Annotated in this window: 18 protein-coding genes; 14 read left to right on the top strand and 4 right to left on the bottom strand. The window is 51.5% G+C overall.

The genetic code is table 11. From position 1 onward, the window contains the following. Positions 1-6: 6 nt before the first annotated feature. The 10 genes from dnaB (at position 7) to rlmH (ending at position 10598) form a co-directional block, all read left to right on the top strand. The gene (dnaB, locus tag LG52_RS17430) at positions 7-1371 is read left to right on the top strand and encodes a replicative DNA helicase (protein WP_044732917.1); all 1365 of its coding nucleotides are present in this window, start codon (positions 7-9) and stop codon (positions 1369-1371) included. A gap of 217 nt (positions 1372-1588) precedes the next feature. After that, positions 1589-2875 carry an adenylosuccinate synthase gene (locus LG52_RS17425; protein ID WP_044732916.1) on the top strand — a complete coding sequence of 429 codons (1287 nt, stop codon included), beginning with the start codon at positions 1589-1591 and terminating at the stop codon, positions 2873-2875. A 188-nt stretch (positions 2876-3063) separates the two neighbouring features. Continuing rightward, positions 3064-3777 (top strand): response regulator YycF, encoded by a 714-nt coding sequence (gene yycF / locus LG52_RS17420; protein WP_011232938.1) that lies wholly within the window; start codon positions 3064-3066, stop codon positions 3775-3777. A gap of 6 nt (positions 3778-3783) precedes the next feature. Beyond that, positions 3784-5613, top strand: coding sequence for a cell wall metabolism sensor histidine kinase WalK (gene walK, locus LG52_RS17415; RefSeq protein ID WP_044732915.1), 1830 nt, complete (start codon positions 3784-3786; stop codon positions 5611-5613). Next, positions 5606-6934: a YycH family regulatory protein gene (locus LG52_RS17410; protein WP_044732914.1), complete on the top strand. Its 1329-nt coding sequence runs from the start codon at positions 5606-5608 to the stop codon at positions 6932-6934. Before walK ends, LG52_RS17410 begins: the two co-directional genes overlap by 8 nt. Continuing rightward, the gene (locus LG52_RS17405) at positions 6921-7703 is read left to right on the top strand and encodes a two-component system regulatory protein YycI (protein WP_013146696.1); all 783 of its coding nucleotides are present in this window, start codon (positions 6921-6923) and stop codon (positions 7701-7703) included. The genes LG52_RS17410 and LG52_RS17405 overlap by 14 nt, the downstream gene beginning before the upstream one ends. Before the next feature lie 6 nt (positions 7704-7709). Beyond that, positions 7710-8504 carry an MBL fold metallo-hydrolase gene (locus LG52_RS17400; protein ID WP_044732913.1) on the top strand — a complete coding sequence of 265 codons (795 nt, stop codon included), beginning with the start codon at positions 7710-7712 and terminating at the stop codon, positions 8502-8504. Positions 8505-8605: 101 nt separating this feature from the next. Then, entirely contained in the window at positions 8606-9826 is a 1221-nt protein-coding gene (locus tag LG52_RS17395; RefSeq protein WP_044732912.1) for a S1C family serine protease, read from the top strand. Positions 9827-9881: 55 nt separating this feature from the next. Next, entirely contained in the window at positions 9882-10034 is a 153-nt protein-coding gene (locus LG52_RS19390; protein ID WP_082055809.1) for a CxxH/CxxC protein, read from the top strand. Between the two features lie 84 nt (positions 10035-10118). Beyond that, positions 10119-10598: a 23S rRNA (pseudouridine(1915)-N(3))-methyltransferase RlmH gene (gene rlmH / locus LG52_RS17390; RefSeq protein ID WP_044732911.1), complete on the top strand. Its 480-nt coding sequence runs from the start codon at positions 10119-10121 to the stop codon at positions 10596-10598. A 162-nt stretch (positions 10599-10760) separates the two neighbouring features. Here the strand turns inward: rlmH and LG52_RS17385 are convergent, their stop codons facing one another. Beyond that, positions 10761-11999 (bottom strand): GGDEF domain-containing protein, encoded by a 1239-nt coding sequence (locus tag LG52_RS17385; protein ID WP_044732910.1) that lies wholly within the window; start codon positions 11997-11999, stop codon positions 10761-10763. A gap of 380 nt (positions 12000-12379) precedes the next feature. Between LG52_RS17385 and LG52_RS17380 the strand changes: the two genes are divergently transcribed. After that, positions 12380-12652, top strand: a complete 273-nt coding sequence (locus tag LG52_RS17380; RefSeq protein WP_044732909.1) for a hypothetical protein — start codon at positions 12380-12382, stop codon at positions 12650-12652. Further along, positions 12649-13803, top strand: a complete 1155-nt coding sequence (locus LG52_RS17375; RefSeq protein WP_044732908.1) for a glycerate kinase — start codon at positions 12649-12651, stop codon at positions 13801-13803. The genes LG52_RS17380 and LG52_RS17375 overlap by 4 nt, the downstream gene beginning before the upstream one ends. 164 nt (positions 13804-13967) lie before the next feature. Here the strand turns inward: LG52_RS17375 and manA are convergent, their stop codons facing one another. Next, entirely contained in the window at positions 13968-14930 is a 963-nt protein-coding gene (manA, locus tag LG52_RS17370; RefSeq protein WP_044732907.1) for a mannose-6-phosphate isomerase, class I, read from the bottom strand. Positions 14931-15121: 191 nt separating this feature from the next. After that, positions 15122-16648, bottom strand: a complete 1527-nt coding sequence (locus LG52_RS17365; protein ID WP_044732906.1) for an FAD-dependent oxidoreductase — start codon at positions 16646-16648, stop codon at positions 15122-15124. 182 nt (positions 16649-16830) lie between these two features. Here LG52_RS17365 and LG52_RS17360 point away from each other — a divergent pair, with 182 nt between their 5' ends. After that, entirely contained in the window at positions 16831-18210 is a 1380-nt protein-coding gene (locus LG52_RS17360) for an ATP-binding protein (protein WP_044732905.1), read from the top strand. A gap of 284 nt (positions 18211-18494) precedes the next feature. Here LG52_RS17360 and LG52_RS17355 read toward each other — a convergent pair whose 3' ends face one another. Next, positions 18495-19883, bottom strand: coding sequence for an amino acid permease (locus LG52_RS17355; RefSeq protein WP_044732904.1), 1389 nt, complete (start codon positions 19881-19883; stop codon positions 18495-18497). Between the two features lie 231 nt (positions 19884-20114). Between LG52_RS17355 and LG52_RS17350 the strand changes: the two genes are divergently transcribed. Further along, a complete protein-coding gene (locus tag LG52_RS17350) occupies positions 20115-20858 on the top strand; it encodes a TrmH family RNA methyltransferase (RefSeq protein WP_044732903.1) in 744 nt (247 codons plus the stop codon). Positions 20859-21109 lie beyond the last annotated feature (251 nt).

Raw genomic sequence — 21109 nt, 5'->3', positions numbered from 1 at the left:
GAGACGATGAGCGAACTTTTTTCAGAACGAATTCCTCCGCAAAGCATTGAAGCCGAGCAGGCCGTGCTTGGCGCTGTGTTTTTGGATCCCACTGCGCTGACGCTCGCCTCGGAACGATTAATTCCCGAAGACTTCTACCGCGCGGCCCATCAAAAAATTTTCCACGCCATGCTTCGCGTCGCTGATAAAGGCGAGCCGGTCGATTTAGTAACGGTGACGGCGGAACTGGCCGCTTTGGAGCAGCTCGAGGAAGTGGGCGGCGTCTCCTACTTAAGCGAGCTTGCCGATTCTGTGCCGACAGCGGCCAATGTCGAATACTACGCCCGCATTGTTGAAGAAAAATCATTGCTTCGCCGCCTCATTCGCACGGCGACATCGATTGCCCAAGATGGCTATACAAGGGAAGATGAAATTGACGTTTTGCTCGATGAAGCCGAAAGGAAAATTATGGAAGTTTCCCAACGGAAACATTCAGGCGCCTTTAAAAATATTAAAGATGTTCTCGTACAGACGTATGACAACATTGAAATGCTCCATAACCGGAACGGAGACATCACCGGCATCCCGACCGGATTCACTGAGCTCGACCGGATGACGTCCGGATTTCAGCGCAGCGACTTGATTATCGTCGCCGCCCGGCCGTCGGTGGGGAAGACGGCATTCGCGTTAAACATCGCTCAAAATGTGGCAACGAAAACGAGCGAAAATGTCGCCATTTTCAGCTTGGAAATGAGCGCCCAGCAGCTTGTGATGCGGATGCTTTGCGCTGAAGGCAACATCAACGCCCAAAACTTGCGCACTGGCAAGCTGACGCCGGAAGATTGGGGCAAGCTGACGATGGCGATGGGCAGTTTGTCCAACGCCGGCATCTATATTGACGATACGCCGAGCATCCGCGTCAGCGACATTCGCGCCAAATGCCGCCGCTTGAAGCAAGAAAGCGGACTCGGCATGGTGGTGATCGATTATTTGCAGCTCATTCAAGGAAGTGGGCGCAACCGGGAAAACCGTCAGCAGGAAGTGTCGGAAATCTCCCGTTCATTAAAGGCGCTCGCCCGCGAGCTCGAAGTGCCGGTCATCGCTTTGTCGCAGCTGTCGCGCAGCGTTGAGCAACGGCAAGACAAGCGGCCGATGATGTCCGACCTACGCGAGTCGGGAAGCATTGAGCAGGACGCTGATATCGTCGCCTTTTTGTACCGCGACGACTACTACAACAAAGATTCCGAGAACAAAAACATCATCGAAATCATTATCGCCAAACAGCGGAATGGCCCGGTCGGGACGGTGCAGCTGGCCTTTATCAAAGAATATAATAAATTCGTTAACCTAGAGCGCCGTTTCGATGAGGCGCAAATTCCACCGGGGGCGTAAGACGGACCGCGCTGCCGGCGGCGAGCGCCTTTTTGTTCTTTTGGCATTTGACTATTTCCCCGTTTACACCCACGGCGTTGAAGCGGGAGCCTTCCTGGTCATTAATAAACGAATAAAAAAGACAACATTTTCTTTTAATGTTCGTGTTTCATTGACTTTATGTCTGAAAACTGGTACACTGACAATGTTTAGACCGAGGAAACTGGAGGTGCTCGCCATGTCGTCAGTCGTTGTTGTCGGCACGCAATGGGGCGATGAAGGGAAAGGGAAAATTACGGACTTTTTATCGGAAAATGCGGAAGTGATTGCCCGGTATCAAGGGGGAAACAACGCCGGACACACGATCGTGTTCAACGGGGAAAAGTATAAGTTGCACTTGATCCCGTCGGGCATTTTTTATAAAGATAAAATTTGCGTCATCGGCAATGGGATGGTCGTTGACCCGAAAGCGCTCGTCGCGGAGCTTTCGTATTTGCACGAGCGCGGCATTTCGACGGACAATTTGCGCATCAGCAACCGCGCTCATGTCATTTTGCCGTATCATTTGAAATTGGACGAGCTTGAGGAAGAACGGAAAGGGACAAACAAAATTGGCACGACAAAAAAAGGAATTGGGCCGGCTTACATGGATAAGGCGGCGCGCGTCGGCATCCGCATTGTTGATTTGCTTGACCGCGACGTGTTTGCCGAAAAGCTGGAGCGCAACTTGAGGGAGAAAAATACCTTGCTTGAAAAAGTGTACGGAGTCGAAGGCTTCCGGTTGGAGGACATTTTTGAGGAGTATTACGAGTACGGCCAGCAAATCGCTAAATACGTCTGCGACACATCGGTCGTATTGAACAATGCGCTTGATGAAGGGCGCCGCGTCTTGTTCGAAGGAGCGCAAGGCGTCATGCTTGACATTGACCAAGGAACATATCCGTTTGTCACGTCGTCGAATCCAGTCGCTGGCGGGGTGACGATTGGCGCCGGTGTCGGGCCGACGAAAATCAAACATGTCGTCGGGGTGGCGAAAGCCTATACGACGCGCGTCGGCGATGGGCCATTCCCGACGGAGCTGCACGATGAAATCGGCGATCGCATTCGCGAAGTCGGGCGCGAGTATGGGACGACGACCGGCCGCCCGCGCCGCGTCGGCTGGTTTGACAGCGTTGTTGTCCGTCATGCCCGCCGGGTGAGCGGCATTACGGACTTGTCGCTCAACTCGATCGACGTGTTGACCGGTATTGAAACGTTAAAAATTTGCGTCGCCTATCGCTACCGCGGCCAAGTGCTCGAAGAATTTCCAGCCAGTTTGAAAGTGTTGGCCGAATGCGAGCCGATCTATGAAGAACTTCCTGGTTGGACGGAAGATATCACCGGGGTGAAAAGTCTAGACGAGCTGCCGGCGAACGCCCGCCATTACGTCGAGCGCATTTCCCAGCTCACCGGCATCCCTCTTTCGATTTTCTCCGTCGGCCCGGATCGTTCGCAAACGAACGTCGTCCGCAGCGTCTACGCGTAAGCGGCAACAGTGGACGGCGGCAGGCAGCGTATAAACAATGCAAACTACAGGCATAGATGCGCGCGCGTCTATGCTTTTTTCTTTGATAGGCTCCTCAAAATGGCAATCGGCAAAGGATGATTTCATGTTCATAACATGGTAAATTAGTAATGATAGGATTCCATCGCAAAAGGAAGGATGTGAGCGAGATGGAAAAACGCATTTTAGTCGTTGATGATGAAAAACCGATTGCCGATATTTTGCAATTTAATTTGCAAAAAGAAGGATATGAAGTCATTTGCGCCTACGACGGCGAAGAAGCGCTGCAAAAAGTCGAAGAAACGATGCCGGATTTGATTTTATTGGATATTATGTTGCCGTTAAAAGATGGCATGGAAGTATGCCGTGAAGTGCGGAAAAAATATGATATGCCGATCATCATGCTGACAGCGAAAGATTCCGAGATTGATAAAGTGCTTGGGTTGGAGCTTGGTGCGGACGATTATGTGACAAAGCCGTTCAGCACGCGCGAGCTCCTGGCGCGGGTGAAGGCAAACTTGCGCCGCCATGCGCAAACGGCCAACCAAGAAGAAGGAGAAAACGAAACAAATGAAATCGTCATTGGCCCGCTCGTCATCCGTCCGGACGCGTATGTCGTGCAAAAGAGGGGGGAAACCATTGAACTGACCCACCGCGAATTTGAACTGCTTCATTACTTGGCGAAGCATATCGGCCAAGTGATGACGCGCGAGCATTTGCTGCAAACCGTTTGGGGCTACGATTACTATGGCGATGTGCGCACCGTCGACGTGACGGTAAGACGTCTGCGTGAAAAAATTGAGGACAACCCTTCCCACCCGAATTGGATCGTCACAAGACGGGGTGTCGGCTATTACTTGCGCAATCCGGAACAGGAGTCATGAGCCAGCATGAAAAAAGTAGGCCCATTCCGTTCGATTCATTTTAAGTTTGTCATCATTTATGTATTACTGATTCTCGTCGCCATGCAAATCATCGGCGTGTACTTCGTCCGCAAGCTGGAAACGGAGCTTGTGCAGAACTTTAAAAACTCATTAAACGAACGGGTGACCTTGCTCGCCTATAACGTCGAGCAGGCGATGAATCGGGAGCGCGATGAAAAAAGCCCGACATTGGAAGAAGACATCCGTTCGCTTCTTCATGATTTCGTTTCCCAAGACATTTCCGAAGTGCGCGTCATCGATGAGAAAGGGAAAGTGCTTGCGACATCCAATCCGTATATGCAAAACATCGTCGGAAAGCGGACGACCGAGATTTATGTAAAACGTTCCCTCGTCACCGGCGAAATCGTCGACCGGATGCTGCTCGATTCGAAAACAGGCCATCGCATGTACATTTCGTCGACTCCGATCAAAACGAACGGCGAAATCAAAGGTGTCATTTACGTCATCGCCTCGATGGAAAACGTCTTTTCGCAAATGCGGCAAATCAATATGATTTTGGCGACCGGGACGGGGATCGCTCTCGCCATTACCGCCGTGCTCGGCATTTTTTTGTCACGCACGATCACCCGGCCGATTTCCGATATGCGCCGGCAAGCGCAGGCGATGACGAGGGGAGATTTCTCCCGCAAGGTCAAAGTGTACGGCTATGATGAGATCGGCCAATTGGCGATGACGTTCAACAATTTGACGAAAAAATTGCAGGAAGCGCAGGCGACGACGGAGGGAGAGCGGCGCAAGCTCGAGTCGGTGTTGACGCATATGACCGATGGCGTCATTGCGACCGACCGCCGCGGGCGCGTCATTCTCATTAACGATGCGGCGTTAAACATTTTGAATGTTTCACGTGAAACAGTGCTGTCGAGTTCGATCGTCGACGTGCTTGGCATTGCCGACCAGTATACGTTTGAAACGCTGCTTGAGGAGCGCGATTCGCTCATTTTAGATTTCAGCACGGATGAGGAACTGTATATTTTGCGCGCGTCGTTGTCGGTGATTCAAAAAGAGGGCGGATTTGTCAACGGGTTGATCGTCGTTTTGCACGACATTACCGAACAGGAAAAAATCGACCGCGAGCGACGGCAGTTTGTCGCCAATGTGTCGCATGAATTGCGCACGCCTCTCACCACGATGAAAAGCTACTTAGAAGCGCTCGCTGATGGCGCTTGGCAAGATAAAGACATCGCGCCGAGGTTCATTCAAGTCGTGCAAAATGAAACGGAACGGATGATTCGGCTCGTCAACGACTTGCTCCATCTGTCCAAGCTCGACAGCAAAGACTACAAGCTGAAGAAAACGTGGATCAATTTTTCAGCCTATTTCCATAAAGTCATTGACCGATTTGAGTTGACGAAAAGCGACAACATCCGGTTCGTTCGCAAAATTCCGCGCGAGGCGATTTTTATTGAAGTTGATGAAGATAAAATTACGCAAGTGTTAGACAACATTATTTCGAACGCTTTGAAATACTCTCCGCAAGGCGGGACGATTACATTTCGCGTCCGCAAACTGGCTGATGAAATTATTGTCAGCGTCAGCGACGAAGGAGTCGGCATTCCGAAAGCCGACTTGGCAAAAATTTTCGAACGGTTTTACCGGGTCGACAAGGCGCGATCGCGCAAATTGGGCGGCACGGGGCTTGGGCTGGCCATTGCCAAAGAAGTCGTCGTCGCCCATGGCGGGACGATTTGGGCAGAAAGCAAGGAGCATAAAGGAACGACGATTTATTTTACGCTGCCGCTAGAACGCGAGCAAAAGGATGACTGGTGCGATGTATGAAACGATCAAAACCATCGTGTTGACGTTGCTTGTGCTCATCAGCATTACCTTAACGTTTGCCTTATGGACATATCATCCGAAATACGACGTGCTGCAAAACGACGAATACATTCAACACGTCTCCGTGAGCAATACGCAAGTAGATACAGCGATGGTCGTGCAGCCAAAGCAGATTCTCATTCATAAAAACGGCGTCCCCTATGCTGTGACGAAAGACGACGAGAAAAATGAAGTGCTGAAAGAAATGAAAAAATGGACGCTTGACGATTTCGAAGATGTTTCGTCTTCTGTTCCGCAAGGGAAGTTTTTATCGTTTTTAAATGGCAAAGAGCGGCTTGAGATCATTTACCCCGATGAGGTACCGATCGACATATACCGATTGATTTTCACGATCGATGACAGGGGGCTCGACGGATTGGCGTTTGACCGTCTGCTCATCCCGCTCGGCGGGAAGGATGAGTTCCCCATCTACTTCATCGCGACTGACAAGCGCAAAATCTACAAGGCGATTGCCAGCGACGCCTCCTTATCGACGATCGGCCGGCTGGCGAAAGAAGCGAGCCATTTTCCGCGTTATTTCGCTTATCCGGTCAGTGAAACGAAGCAGTTGTATTTGCCGGAAAAAGAAGTGGTGCTCAGCAGTCTGCAATATTATACGGACGAGCTGGACGCAGACAAGTTTAAAGAAGCGCTCTTTAGCGATCCGAGCTTTGTCAAAAAAGATTTGATTCCGTTTGGCGAAGAATATACAGACGGTTCGCGGCTGATGGACGTCGATTTTCTTCAACGGATGCTGCTGTATGTGAATCCAGCGGCGCGCGTCTCGAATATGGGACAAACGGAGCAAGAAACCCATATCATCCAAAAAAGCATTGATTTCGTCAATGAGCATGGCGGTTGGACGGATCTGTACCATTTCGCCCGCTGGAGCGAGGAGGATCGAAAAGTCACGTTCCGGCTTGTCGTCAACGGCTATCCAGTCTTTAATGAGTACGGCATGTCAGAAATCGTGGAGACGTGGGGAGCGTCCGATTTGATGAAATACCAGCGCCCGCTCTTCCGCCTTGAAATCGCGGATCGCACCCGCACACCAAAAACGCTGCCGTCCGGCCATGAGGTCGTCAACTGGTTCGAACAGACGAAAGGCGTTCGCAAATCGCTCATCAAAGATATTGCCATTGGCTATGAGCTCGTCAAAGATCCGGAGCGGGAAAAAGTCATCCGCCTTGAACCGGCATGGTTCTACTTGTACGGACAAACATGGAAAAAGGTAAACATGGGCGATGAGGCGGGAGGAGGGGGAACAAATGGACTGGAGTAAAACGAAGACGATTTTTATTATCGTGTTCCTCATCCTCGACTGCTTTTTAGGCTATCAGTTTATGGAAAAACGAAACAGCAGCCAGCTCGATGTCATTTTGGAAACGACGATTGAAGAGCAGCTTGAGGCGAACGGCATTACGTACGTCGATCTGCCGAAGGAAGTGACGAAAGCGGCGTATGTCAGCGGCAAAAGCCGCTCATTCACCATGGCGGATGTAAAAAAGCTGCCCGGGCAAAAAGTGAAAATCGAAGGAGAAACGAAAGTCAAAGGGACGTTCATCGATCCGGTTGCGCTGCCCATTGACGATCCATACCAGCTGCGTGAGTTTTTGCAGCGCTACATCATCGGCGGCGGGCAATATGCCTTTTGGTCGTTTGATGAAAAACAAGGAATCTTGACCTGCTACCAAGTGTATGACGGCAAGATGATTTACGGCAATGAAAACAGCAAGCTCGTCATCCATGTCAACGGGAGACGGGAAGCGCTGTCGTATGAACAGACGATGCTCAGCGACTTGGAAAAGTACGAGCGGAAGCAAGATATCGTCCCGGCGATTAAAGCCATTGAGACGTTGTACCGAAAAGGGCATTTGCAGCCGGGCGACCGCGTCACGAAAGTGGAGCTTGGCTATTACGGGCTTGTTCAATTTACTGCATCCCAAGTGTTGACTCCAACTTGGCATATCGTTGTCAATCGGAAGGAAGACTATTTCGTCAATGCGTTTGAAGGGCAAGTGATCAATGATCAAGGAAATGTGCTGGAGTGAAAGAACATGACGATGCGATTTAGTGTGCTGGCCAGCGGCAGCACCGGCAACGCCTTTTACATTGAGACAGACCGCCAGCGCCTGCTTGTTGACGCCGGTTTGAGCGGCAAGCAGCTTGAGGAGTTGTTTACTGAGATCGGCCGCCATCCGAGACAGCTTGATGCGCTGCTTGTCACCCATGAACATAGCGACCATATTAAAGGGCTCGGCGTCCTTGCCCGCAAGTATCGGCTGCCGGTGTATGCCAATGAAAAAACGTGGCGGGCGATGGAACAAGCGGTTGGCGACATTCCGCCCGAGCAAAAATTTGTCTTTCCGCTCGGCGCGGTAAGGACGTTCGGCGATGTTGACGTCGAATCGTTCGGCGTCTCTCACGACGCCGCCGAGCCGATGTTTTACGTTTTCCACTATGAAGGGAAAAAGCTTGTGTTGCTCACCGATACCGGCTACGTGAGCGAGCGGATGAAAAAGACGATTGAAAACGCGGATGTGTTCGTGTTTGAAAGCAATCACGACGTCGGCATGCTGCGGATGGGGAGATATCCATGGAGCGTCAAGCGCCGCATTTTAAGCGATATCGGCCATATTTCGAATGAGGAAGCGGGTTTGGCGCTTGCTGACGTGATCGGCGACCGGACAAAACAAATTTATTTGGCCCATTTGAGCCAAGATAACAATATGAAAGAGCTGGCGCGCATGACCGTGGCGCAAGTGTTGGAACAGAAAGGCTTAGCGGTCGGCGCCCGCTTTCATTTGTATGATACCGATCCGCGTCGGGCGACGGCGCTGGCGTATGTATAACGCCCGTTTTGCCGAAACTGTGGGAAACGCATTTGTTGGATTTTTTCTCCTGTTCATGATTATAATGAGGAATGGAGATGAATGTGGAAAGGATGGTGAGCATGGGATACTACGATGACCATTATGAGCCGTACGAACAAACGAGGAGGAAGCGGCGCAGCGGATCGTTTGTTTCCGCGCTTGTCGGCGCCGTGTTAGGAGGGCTGCTCGTCCTTATATCCATTCCGGCGCTTTCCCGTTGGGACATCCTCCCGTATGATGTTGTGCCGAATCAAAGAGCAGAGGAAGAGCCAAAAACAGAGGAAAATGGAACTCCACCGATTCGGCAGAGTGTTTCCGTTGATGTGACGACGGCGGTGACAAAGGCGATCGACCAAGTGTCGGATGCAGTTGTCGGCGTTGTCAACATTCAAGAAGCCAGCTTTTGGTCGCAAGGAGGCGAGGCTGGCGTCGGATCGGGCGTCATTTACAAGAAAGCGGGAGGCCGGGCGTTTATCGTCACGAACCATCATGTTGTTGAAAACGCCAGTCAGCTCGAAGTGAGCCTCAAAGATGGGACGAGAGTGCCGGCGAAGCTGCTGGGCAGCGATGTGCTTATGGATTTAGCCGTCTTGGAAATTGACGCGAAGCACGTGAAAAAAGTCGCCCAGTTCGGCAACTCTGATGCGGTGAAGCCAGGCGAGCCGGTCATTGCCATCGGCAACCCGCTCGGTTTGCAGTTTGCCGGCTCGGTGACACAAGGCATTATTTCCGGAACGAACCGGACGGTCGAAGTCGATTTGGACCAAGACGGCGCTCCAGACTGGAACGCAGAAGTATTGCAGACGGATGCAGCGATCAACCCGGGCAACAGCGGCGGCGCTCTTGTCAATATCAAAGGGCAAGTCATCGGCATCAACTCGATGAAAATCGCCCAAGAGGCGGTTGAAGGCATCGGGTTCGCGATCCCGATCAACACGGCCATTCCGATCATTTCGGACTTGGAAAAATACGGACAAGTGCGCCGTCCGTATATGGGCGTTGAACTTCGCTCGCTGAGCGACATCCCATCGTACCATTTGCAGGCGACGCTTCATTTGCCGCCGAACGTAACGGAAGGAGCGGCGGTCATTCAAGTCGTGCCGATGTCACCAGCTGCACAGGCGGGCTTAAAACAGTTTGATGTCATCGTGGCGCTTGACGGCGAAAAAATCCGCAACGTGCTTGATTTGCGCAAATATTTGTATACGAAAAAATCAATCGGTGACCGGATGGAAGTCACGTTTTATCGTGATGGGAAAAAACGCACGGTCACGATGAAGCTGGCGCGCGAGTCGTATTAAACGAATGGAGGGAGCGGAAACGCTCCTTCTTTGTTCCACAGGGAAAGGAGCGAGAATGATGATATTCACATGTGAAGAACATGTCGACATTGCCATTGATCAATATGTAGATGAAACAGAACAGGCCCCGGATCTTCTGCCTGTGGACAACAGCGAAAAACAGTGCCATTTTTGTTCGAAACAAGCTGTATATGTCGTAGGAGGATAACAGTTTTTTCACAACATGTGGATATGTGTTGTGTATATGTGGATAAATCCTGTTGATAAGCTGTTTATAAGGCAGGGGTTGTTTGTGCATATTTCCATTGTCGCTGTGGGTAAATTGAAGGAAAAATATTTAATCGCTGGAATTAATGAATATACAAAGCGTCTGTCCGCGTACGCCAAAATCGACATCATCGAAGTCGCTGATGAAAAAACGCCGGAGCGAGCGAGCGAACTTGAGGAGGAACAAATCAAAGAGCGCGAGGGAGAACGGTTGCTGGCGAAAATTCCGCATGACGCCCACGTCATCGCGCTCGCGATTGAAGGGAAGATGAAATCGTCCGAGCAATTCGCCGCCCGTCTCGATGAGCTCGCCACCTACGGCAAAAGCAAAGTGGCGTTCGTCATCGGCGGCTCGCTTGGCTTAAGCAAACAAGTGATGGCGCGCGCCAATGAGACGCTGTCGTTTTCGAAAATGACGTTTCCACACCAGCTCATGCGCCTCATTTTGCTCGAGCAAATTTATCGCGCATTTCGGATCAACCGGGGGGAACCGTATCATAAGTAAACGACGTTTTGTCATTCTGTAGGTGGTTGAAAATCAAGGGGTGCCGCATTGGTTTGACAGATAGCTAATCTTGATTATTAAGGTGTTATGCCAAATGACGTTTAGGAAGTATGGAAGGGAAAGAGGGGGCGCTAAGGAAAAGTCAAGGGGGAGCCGTCTAATTTATGCAACTCCCCCGCATTGGGCTGATACTTTATTTTTGCCGCTTTCCTTCGAACGGAGCAATAAATGGTCGGCATAAATATACGCTTTTTCAATTGACATTGTTCCTTCTGCTTGACAAAAGTAAAGACCGAACGACGACGTATAGGCAATGGGACGTTTCGCCGCCATATAATCGACCAACACGGTGCTATGGCGCACTGTTTCCCGCATCTCCTCGACAAGTCGGACGCTCTCTTCAAACGTGCGATTACGCAAAAACATCGTAAATTCTTCGCCGCCGCTGCGGAACAAAAAATCACCCTCTTTAAGAAACTGTTTCAATGTTGAGGCAAAATGGCGGATTACCTCGTCGCCGACGGCATGATTGTATGTGTCGTTGATCGTTTTGAAATTGTCGATATCAGCGACGACCACGCCGATCCATTCGCCTGTTCCGTTTAACTTGGCGATTGTTTGGTCCATATAGGCGCGGTTGTGGACGCCGGTCAAAAAGTCGGTGTATGCCATTTTTTCAAACTGGTCGCGTTCTAGTTTATGCTGAATGCTTTGCGATTTGGAAAAGAACGAACGGCTGACGAAGTAATTCAGCAAAAATAAGCTTAAGAGCATATCCCACCGCTGTTCTTGCAAAAAAAGAAATAACAGGCCGTTTGTCAGCGCTGTTTTTCCCATGTCCATCCAGCTTCTCGTCTTAATAAAATCCAACGCCTCACGCTGCGTCTGAATATCGCCGGTCATATAAAAAACGATGATCAGGCAGCAGTCCGCCAAAAAAGAAACGACGATGACGAGCAGGAAAATAAGTAGCCAAAAACCGATGAGCGGAACAGATTGAAATAGCGGATGAAGAAGATTGTATAAAGCAAACGCCAGTGAATTGAACGTTACAAAAGAGCCGATATTGTACAATGTATGCAGCCATTCATTCGGTTCCGCTGTTTTCAAATATTTTTTTGCCATATGTTCAGTCAAGCGAAACAATGTTTCAAAGATAAACAGCCCGAGCGGGCCGGAAAATAAGGCGAACGATAAGCTATAGTTAATGCCGTAATCAACAGGAATATTGTTTTTCGTTTTGTCGATGACGCGCAAGTGTGAATACAAGCTGGAAAACAGCCAATAAAACAGCAAAGCAATGACATAGGTGCGATCGAAGGAAGGTGGTTTTGACACAAAAACAACAGCAATGGACGCGGAAAAAACAGCAAAAATGATCGGTCGTGCTCGGAGTAACATCTCGGCTCTCTCTCCTATAAAATCTGACCTCTGACAACTTCGGCGCTGGCGAAGTGATGCCAAAAAAGAGGATGGCCACTCACATGCCAGTGGCTTTCAGCAAAAATACAAGTTGTGGAAGACGATGGCGAATGATCAATTTGGACACTGCCATAGAATGAATATGTTCCCAATTGGAACAAACGAACGTATAGTTACATCTATTATAGTACTATATACACAATTTTGGGAATAGGAGAAATGGCGTTGTTTTTCGCCTTTTTTCCACAAAATTTGACACATATTGAGTAAAAGCTGGCTCAAATCGATGCCGATTCTTTAGTGAACAATACAGCTGGATCGTGCTTGTTTTGCTGAATGAAAAGGGAAGCAGATAAAGCATGGGTGGTTCTTCCAGTATAGCTAGCGCGATTGCGGCGGCTGAGGTGTTTGGCGCTTCTCTTTTCCCGCTCATGACGGCTACGGGCAGCCATGGCTTGCTCGTGGCATTAGCATGTTGGCCGGCTTGTTTGCGCACAAAGGAAGCAGCGCTTCGGTTGGCGAACAACATTATAGTTGAAGGGTGCTACATCGTTTATGCCAAGGCGGCCGTTCCCGATGACTTTTGGTTGCCAGTGTTTGGATGGAGACAAAAGAGGAGGGAAAAAGAATGAAAATCGTCATTGCCCCTGATTCGTTTAAAGAAAGCCTTTCTGCGCTCGAAGTCGCCGAGGCGGTCGAGCGTGGATTTCGGGCGGTGTTTCCGGATGCAGAATACATCAAAGTGCCTATGGCTGACGGCGGGGAAGGAACGGTGCGGTCGCTCGTTGACGCGACCGGCGGCCGCATCGTCGAAACGGAAGTGACCGGACCGCTCGGTGAGCCAGTGCGGGCGTTTTTCGGTTTGCTTGGTGACGGGAAAACAGCGGTGATTGAGATGGCGGCCGCTTCGGGGCTGCACCTTGTCCCGCGCGACAGGCGCAATCCGTTGGTGACGACGACGCGGGGGACAGGCGAGCTGATTCGAGCAGCGCTTGACGCCGGCGCCACTCATTTGATTGTCGGCATTGGCGGCAGCGCGACAAACGACGGCGGGGCCGGCATGGTGCAAGCGCTCGGAGCGCGGCTGTTGGACCGTGACGGCCGCGACATCGGCCCGGGCGGCGGGGCGCTGGCCGATTTGCATACCATTGATCTTTCTGAACTCGATCCACGCCTTGCGTCAGTCCGAATTGACGTCGCGTGTGACGTCGACAACCCGCTCACCGGACCGAAAGGAGCGTCCGCCATTTTTGGCCCGCAAAAAGGAGCGACGCCGGACATGGTCGCGGTCCTCGACCAGAATTTAGCGCATTACGCTGATATTATCCGCCGCGAGCTCGGCAAACAAGTCGGCGACATTCCCGGCGCTGGCGCGGCCGGCGGTTTGGGGGCGGGGCTGCTCGCGTTTCTCCCGGCCGAGCTGAAGCGCGGCGTGGAGATTGTGATCGAGACGGTTCAGCTCGCGGAGCGCGTCAAAGACGCTGACTTGGTCATCACCGGCGAAGGGCGGATCGATGGACAGACGGTGTTCGGCAAAACGCCGATCGGCGTCGCCAAGACGGCGAAACAGTTCGGCGTCCCCGTCATCGGCATCGCCGGGTCGTTGGGCGACGACAGCGCCGTCGTGTTGGATCATGGCATCGACGCGTTGTTTACGATCGTGCCCGGCGTCGTGCCGCTTGAAAAAGCGTTGGAGCAGGCAGAACATTATGTGACACAAACGGCGCGGCATATTGCTTCTGTGTATCGTCTCGGTCAGATGAAAGGGACATCTTCCTCCTAAGCGGGGAAGATGATGAGATTTCTTCATGGGTGAAATCCTATTGTTGAACGGCATGTTCTGTTCAGCCGTCCCCTTCTCGGGTGGACAATAGAAAAAGGTGTCCTCTTGCCTTTGGGGACACTTTTTTTGTATGTTGCAACCCATTGGTTGAGGCAGTCAGCCGTTTATTTGCCTGCCCGCGGCCATGAGGCCATCGCCTCAAGCATCCCGCGGATCGTGAACCGGCCAAATTGGTGCGGCAAAATAAAGTGGTCGCCTTGGCGGATCGCGTATGTTCGCCCGTCATGAACGAGCTCACCTTCGCCTTTTAGGATGCTGACGATGAGAAACGGTTTCGTCTGTTCTGACGCGAACACGTCATGGACATCCCATTTTTGGACGCCGAAGTAGTCTCCTTCCACGAAGGTCGTCACCGTCGCGCCGGGAAATTCGGCGACATGGGGGCGGACATCGATGTCGCGATGCGGAACGGTCGTGACGTCAATCGCTTTCTCGAGATGAAGCTCGCGCTTCCGCCCTTGGCTGTCGACGCGGTCGTAATCGTAGACGCGGTAGGTTGTATCCGAGCTTTGCTGCGTCTCAAGGACGAGCGTCCCTTCGCAAAGGGCGTGGATCGTGCCGCTCGGGACATAGAAGAAGTCGCCTTGGCGGATCGGCACTTTCCGCAGCAAACGATCCCATTCCCCCGCCTCCATCATCGCGCGTAGCTCTCCTTTCGTTTCTGCATAATGGCCGTAAATGAGCTTAGCGTCCGGCTTGCAGTCGATGATGTACCAGCATTCCGTTTTGCCGAATTCTCCGCCTTCATGCATTTTCGCGTATTCATCGTCCGGGTGGACTTGGACCGACAAGTCGGCGTTGGCGTCTAAAATTTTGGTCAACAGCGGGAAGCGGTCAGATGCAAAATGGCCGAACAAGTCGCGGCGTTCCTCCCATAATTGCCCGAGCGTCATTCCGGCAAACGGTCCGCGGGCGACGACCGTCTGCCCGTGCGGATGGGCGGACACCGCCCAGCATTCCCCTGTTTGCGAAGACGGAATGTCATAGCCGAATCGTTCGGCCAGCTTCGTGCCGCCCCAAATGCGCTCTTGAAAGACAGGGGTGAGAAAAATCGGTTCAAGGTCCATGCGTCATCCCTCCCGAAAACATCATACAACATGCAGTCCACTCTAATTTTCATCTTATCACGAAATGCGCCATCGGCAAATGAAAACGATAAGGGGGTTAGGAACATACGCTCCCAACCCCCATTGGAACTCAAGGTCGACATGCCGACTGCGATGGTGTTCTTCACGCGCCGCCGTCCTGCGTCAGCGCGTCACGTCGCGTCATCAAGTTCAATGCGCGCGAGCGGCTGTTTCGCCGGTCCTTCGATCACATCGCCATTGATCGAGAAGCGCGAGCCATGACATGGGCAGTCCCATGTCCGGTCGCCGCTGTTCCACTCCAGCTCGCAGCCCATATGGGTGCACGTCGTGTCGACGACATGGAGCATCCCGGCTTCGTTCTTATAGGCGCCGGCCCGTTTCCCGTTGACCGAGACAACCGCCCCTTCGCCGCGCGCCAAATCTTGCGGCCGCCGAACGGCCGGTTCCATTTTCCCGGACAATAAATGTTTGACGACATCGAGGTTTGTCGTGAAAAACTGTTTAATGCTCGGATCGGCGTAAAAGCGCGATGGCGAGTACAAGTCGCGGTATCGGTTGTCGCGGCCGAGGATGAGGTCAGACAAAAGCATCCCGGCGACCGTCCCGTTCGTCATCCCCCACTTCCGGTACCCTGTCGCGACATAAATGTTTGGCGTCCCTGCCGTCATCGGGCCGATGTACGGCACTTTGTCCAGCGTCGTCAAATCTTGGGCCGACCAACGGTAACGGATATCGTTCACCGTAAACAGCTGCGAAGCGAACGAGGACAGCGCCTCGTAATGACGCATCGTCGGCACGCCTTGGCCGGTTTTATGATTTTCGCCGCCGATCAAGATGAGCGTCTCGCCGCCTGCCGCTGCGAAGCGGACTGAGCGTTTCGGCTCGTCAGCGCTTAAATACATGCCGCCCGGGTACGGTTCAGCGATCGTCACTCCCAATACGTACGACCGTTCAGCGTACATGCGCGAAAAGTAAAACCCGCCGTCGTAAAACGGAAAATGGGAGCAGACGGCGACATAGTCACACTCAACCCGTTTTTTGTCGCGTGTTGTGACCGCTAATCGTCTTCCTTGCTCGATGTCCGCCGCCGGCGTGTGTTCGTAAATGGCGCTGCCAGCTTGTGTGATCGAATCGACGAGCTTGACCAAATATTTGAGCGGGTGGAACTGTGCCTGCCGCTTCATCACAACCGCTGCTGCCACCGGTAGCGGGAGCGGGATCGACTCAACGAAGGCGCCGTCAATACCGAGCCGTTCGTACGCTTCCCATTCTTTCACTATTTTTTGGAAATAGGAGGAAGACGTCGTATAAATATAGGCATCTTGCTCGCAAAAGTCGCAGTCTATTTGTTGTTCTTCGATCGTGCGGCGGATAAACTGGAGTGCGTCCACGCAGGCGTCATAATAGAGCCGCGCCTTTTCTGCACCGAAATGGTTCAGAAATTCATCATAGACGAGATCGTGCTGGGCGGTGATTTTCGCTGTCGTATGGCCGGTCGTGCCGTTCAGGAGCCGGTCGGCTTCCAGAAGGGCGACGCGCGCCCCTTGCGTCGCCAGCAAATAAGCGGTTGTAATGCCGGAAATGCCGCCGCCGATGACCGCGACGTCGACGGAAATGTCCGCATCGAGCTTCGGAAACGACGGAAGTGGGACAGAATCGCGCCAGTACGGTTCCACGATGGGAGGAAGGGACGACATCACTACACCTCCTTGGCTGTCAATTGTCTTCTGTAGTTTTCCTTGTTATCGGGCGAACTATTCCACATATCCACAACTGTTTTCTTTTTTGACAACCGCCCGCAAGAAGAGCGAAAGATGATACAATAGAAAAAAAGAGCATAAAACTGTTTTGCGAAAATAATGTCAAAGGAAGATCAGGAGTGAATAAATATACAAATTCATTTCATGAACGCGCCGACGCGATGGCAGACAACCTCATTTTGGAGCACTACAGCTTGAGCGAGCTCAATTTTGAGACCGTCAGCCATTACCGCGAGCGGTTCGCTCGAGTGAAGCCGGGTCATCCGTGGAACGGGCTTGAGACAAAAGAATTTTTGTACAAAATCGGCGCGTGGGGCAAGCTGCGCGACAGCAGCAAAGAAGGGCTGACGCTCGCGGGATTGTTGATGTTCAGTGAGGAGCGGATCATCACCGAGGTGCTGCCGCAATACTTTTTGGAATATCGAGAGCACGCTGATGGTGAAGCGGCAGGATGGACGAAGCGATTCACGTCGCAGGACGGCACATGGTCGGGCAACATTTACGATTTTTATTTTCGCGTGTTGGCTGAGCTGGAGCGTCACGTTTGGTCGGATGAAGGGCGCGCTCTGCTTGGCGAGGCGCTTGCTAATGCCATCGTTCATGCCGATTATGGGGAGGAAGGCGGCATCACCGTCGAAAAAGAGGATCGTTCATTTCGCTTTGCCAACCCGGGACGGTTTCGCATCCCGATTGAAGCGGCAATGGCGGGGCATACGAGCAATTTGCGCAACCCGAATATTTTTAAAATGTTTTTGCTGATTGACGTATGCAAACGCGCGGGATCGGGCCTCAAGCGAATGCTCGATATGCAAGAACAGGCGCTTGTCTGTCCGGTCGATATCTCGCAACAAACGAATCCGGACCGTACAATCGTTGTGTTGTGCCCATTGCGATTTCCAGCTGACACTAGCGAGACAATCGAAACAGAACTGGATGAACGGCTGCAACAGACGGAACTTGAAGAGATGGGTTCGGACAACCGACAGGAAACCGAGAGCTTCGTAACTAACGAACTAAGCTCCGTAAATACAGACACCAACCCCGTTAATAACGGAGAAAACTCCGTGAATATAACGAAAAACTCCGTAAACAGCGGACCGAACTCCGTAAAAAACGACTTTGACTCCGTAAATAGAACTCCCGACTCTATAAATAAAGAGTTGGGGTTCGTAAATAGTTTGCTTAGCTCCGTAAACAACGACATCCGTATGCACGACAGCAACGAAAAAGGAGAAACGATCGACGAACGGCTATGGAAGATGGCGGAATTAGCACGGCGAAAAAAACGGTTGGCTCCAGCGGTCATGGAACAATTGATCGTTCGGTTATGCCGCGAGCGGCCGCTGCGTCTGAAAGAGCTGGCAGAGCTGCTCGAACGGACGCCGGATGGGTTGCGCAACAATTATTTAGGAAAGTTGTTGGATGAAGGGAAAATCCGCTTAAAATACCCGGATCAACCGAACCATCCGCGTCAAGCCTACATAGCGGACGAGGATTAAAATGAATTGAGAAAAGGGGCTGGCCCAAAAGGCTGTTTTTCTTCAACAAAACATAACATATTGTTCTTAGCGATTGTTCTATAAGGCTGGTGAAAAAATCACTGTTCTTCTCCAATCAGTGATTCTTTGTGAAAATGAAGGGCCGGATTTTGTGAGGTTTCTCCATTTGAGAAACGTCGCTGAAGAGCGGCATTTCCCGTTAAATCACCGTCTCCCTATGCATACGGTAATGAGAAAAGGTGTCCCGATTGTTTTGGGACACCTCCCTCTTTTTGTCATGCCTGTCATCCGGCTTGTTTTTTCTCCGCTTGGCCGTGTTGACGGCGATGCATTCCTTTGGCGAAGTATACTGCCGTCAAAAGCAGCAGCCAAGCTGGGCCGATGATCAAGGCGATGCGCGTATCTGGGAAATACGCCATTAGGGCGGCAACACCGATCAAAAAGGCAAGCGACACGTATGAGCTGTACGGATAAAGCGGAAGTTTGAACGTGAGACGTTTTACTTGTTCCGCGCTCAACTTTTTGCGGAATTTCAGCTGGGACAGCAAAATTACCGCCCACGTCCAAATGGCGCCGAATGTGGCGATGCTTGTCACCCATTGGAACACTTTTTCCGATACGTAGTTCAAATAGACGCCGACAAGCATGACAAGCGCAGTGGCGATCAAGGCCGAGCCCGGAATGCCGCGCTTTGTCAGCCGGCCGAATGCGCTCGGCGCTTCTTGCTGTTCAGCAAGGTTAAACAGCATCCGGCTGGTGCTGAAAATGCCGCTGTTGCACGACGACAAGGCGGCGGTCAAGACGACAAAGTTGATGATGCCAGCCGCGGCGTGAATCCCGATTTTTTCAAACGTCAGCACGAACGGGCTTCCCTTTTCGCCAATTTCGTTCCAAGGATAAATGGACATGATGACAAACAGTGCCCCAACGTAGAAGATCAAAATGCGCCAAAAGACGCTGTTAATCGCTTTCGTCAACGACTTTTGCGGATTTTTCACTTCCCCGGCCGTTACGCCGATCATCTCAATGCCCAAATAGGCGAACATGACCATTTGCAGCGACATCAAAACGCCGCTGATCCCGTGCGGGAAGAAGCCGCCGTGCTTCCAAAGATTGTGGATGCCGGTGGCGACGCCGCCGTTGCCGATGCCAAAGAGGATCATGCCAAGGCCGATGATGATCATGGCGACGATCGTCACGATTTTGATTAACGCAAACCAAAATTCAAACTCCCCGTACGCTTTCACCGCGAGAAAGTTGATGAACGTCATGAGCACCAGCGCGGCAAGCGCCCACACCCAGCGAGGCGTGTCCGGGAACCAAAATTGCATGTAAATGCCGACAGCCGTAATTTCAGCGATGCATGTGACCACCCATAAAAACCAATAATTCCAGCCGGTCAAGTAGCCAGCGAGCGGACCTAAATATTGATAAGCATAGCGGCTGAACGAACCGGCAACCGGGTGTTCGACTGCCATTTCACCCAGCGCGCGCATGATGAAAAACATAATGGCGCCGCTGACTGCATAGCCGAGCAAAATCGCGGGCCCGGCCATTTCAATCGCGGACGCCGAACCGAGGAATAAGCCGACGCCGATCGCCGCGCCGAGCGACATGAGCGAGATGTGCCGTTCTTCCAATCCCCGATGCAATTGCGGCTGTTTTTGCTCCATTGTTTTTCCTCCTTTTAATAATAAATAATATTTTTTGAAAAAGTATTTTTGAAGCGCTTACATTATAATACTAACTTATATATAAAGAAATTGTAAATGAGCAATGTTTTCAAATTATTATATAAATAATAATCTGAATAGTATTTAAAAATGTACAAATTGCTTTGGCATCCTGCCATTTTGTACAATGGGAAACACAGAATACGCTAGGTTTGGAAAGGGGGATGCGTTGTGGAAGAACGGGAAGCGACATCATTTTTGGAACAGCTGCGGCAAGAAGGGCTGATCACCGAATCGACGCGTCCGGTTTGGGAAATGATTTTGCCAAGGCGGCTTCGGCGGATGTATGAGGTTTTGAATGAGCGCACCCGCTATATTACCGTCTTGATCGACGCGGTCGATGACCCGCATAACCAAGCGGCGGTGTTGCGGACGGCTGAAGCGTTTGGCGTTCAAGACGTTCATATCGTGACGGGAAAGGCGCCGTTTTCGCCGAACCGGCTTGTGACGCGCTATGCCGATCAGTGGCTGACGCTCCACCATAAGCCAGATATCAAAACGGCCATTGCCGACTTGAAACAGCAAGGGTATCAAGTGTATGCAAGCTATCTCGGTGAGAGGACGATTCCGGTTTCCGACCTCGATCTGTCCCAACCGACAGCGCTGTTGTTTGGCAATGAGCATAGCGGCGTGTCGGAAGAGGCGCTCCGCTTGGCGGACGGAACGTTTGTCATTCCGATGTACGGCTTTGTGCAAAGCTTTAACATTTCCGTCGCCGCCGCGTTGGCGCTCTATGATGTCACCGAGCGGGCGCGCCGCCAGGCAGGGGAGCGCTACTATTTATCGTCCGGGGAGAAAAAGGTGTTGTATGAACAGTGGATGTGGCAAACGTTAAATCCACGAATCCGCAAACAATTGGAACAACAAGGATATACAATACAAAACAACGGAGGACAGCCGGGTTCCTTTCAATAAGGAATCCGGCTCTTTTCATTGATGGAATATATTTGCGTGAATCCCCTTTCCCATCAATATTTCCCTAAACGAGGAAAACAAGTGGCGATTTGTTGAACAATGATTGAACAGTTTGTGACAAATGTTTTGCCGATTTATGAACTTTTTCGCTCGTTCGTTTCAAACATTTTCAATTTTGATATGGTAGAAACAAAGAAAAATGCATGGAAGGCCCCGAAATGGCTGGGGCGGAAGAGGGGGGACCGATAGCG

Origin of the sequence: Geobacillus kaustophilus, assembly GCF_000948285.1 — a bacterium.
Taxonomy (GTDB): Bacteria; Bacillota; Bacilli; order Bacillales; family Anoxybacillaceae; genus Geobacillus; species Geobacillus thermoleovorans_A.
The sequence above is the reverse complement of the archived record's forward strand: the minus strand, read 5'-3'. Positions and strand labels throughout refer to the sequence as shown.

Coding starts and splice junctions, on each gene's coding strand:
- dnaB (WP_044732917.1), top strand. CDS start 7: ATGAGCGAACTTTTTTCAGAACGAATTCCTCCGCAAAGCATTGAAGCC.
- LG52_RS17425 (WP_044732916.1), top strand. CDS start 1,589: ATGTCGTCAGTCGTTGTTGTCGGCACGCAATGGGGCGATGAAGGGAAA.
- yycF (WP_011232938.1), top strand. CDS start 3,064: ATGGAAAAACGCATTTTAGTCGTTGATGATGAAAAACCGATTGCCGAT.
- walK (WP_044732915.1), top strand. CDS start 3,784: ATGAAAAAAGTAGGCCCATTCCGTTCGATTCATTTTAAGTTTGTCATC.
- LG52_RS17410 (WP_044732914.1), top strand. CDS start 5,606: ATGTATGAAACGATCAAAACCATCGTGTTGACGTTGCTTGTGCTCATC.
- LG52_RS17405 (WP_013146696.1), top strand. CDS start 6,921: ATGGACTGGAGTAAAACGAAGACGATTTTTATTATCGTGTTCCTCATC.
- LG52_RS17400 (WP_044732913.1), top strand. CDS start 7,710: ATGACGATGCGATTTAGTGTGCTGGCCAGCGGCAGCACCGGCAACGCC.
- LG52_RS17395 (WP_044732912.1), top strand. CDS start 8,606: ATGGGATACTACGATGACCATTATGAGCCGTACGAACAAACGAGGAGG.
- LG52_RS19390 (WP_082055809.1), top strand. CDS start 9,882: ATGATGATATTCACATGTGAAGAACATGTCGACATTGCCATTGATCAA.
- LG52_RS17385 (WP_044732910.1), bottom strand. CDS start 11,999: ATGTTACTCCGAGCACGACCGATCATTTTTGCTGTTTTTTCCGCGTCC.
- LG52_RS17380 (WP_044732909.1), top strand. CDS start 12,380: ATGGGTGGTTCTTCCAGTATAGCTAGCGCGATTGCGGCGGCTGAGGTG.
- LG52_RS17375 (WP_044732908.1), top strand. CDS start 12,649: ATGAAAATCGTCATTGCCCCTGATTCGTTTAAAGAAAGCCTTTCTGCG.
- manA (WP_044732907.1), bottom strand. CDS start 14,930: ATGGACCTTGAACCGATTTTTCTCACCCCTGTCTTTCAAGAGCGCATT.
- LG52_RS17365 (WP_044732906.1), bottom strand. CDS start 16,648: ATGTCGTCCCTTCCTCCCATCGTGGAACCGTACTGGCGCGATTCTGTC.
- LG52_RS17355 (WP_044732904.1), bottom strand. CDS start 19,883: ATGGAGCAAAAACAGCCGCAATTGCATCGGGGATTGGAAGAACGGCAC.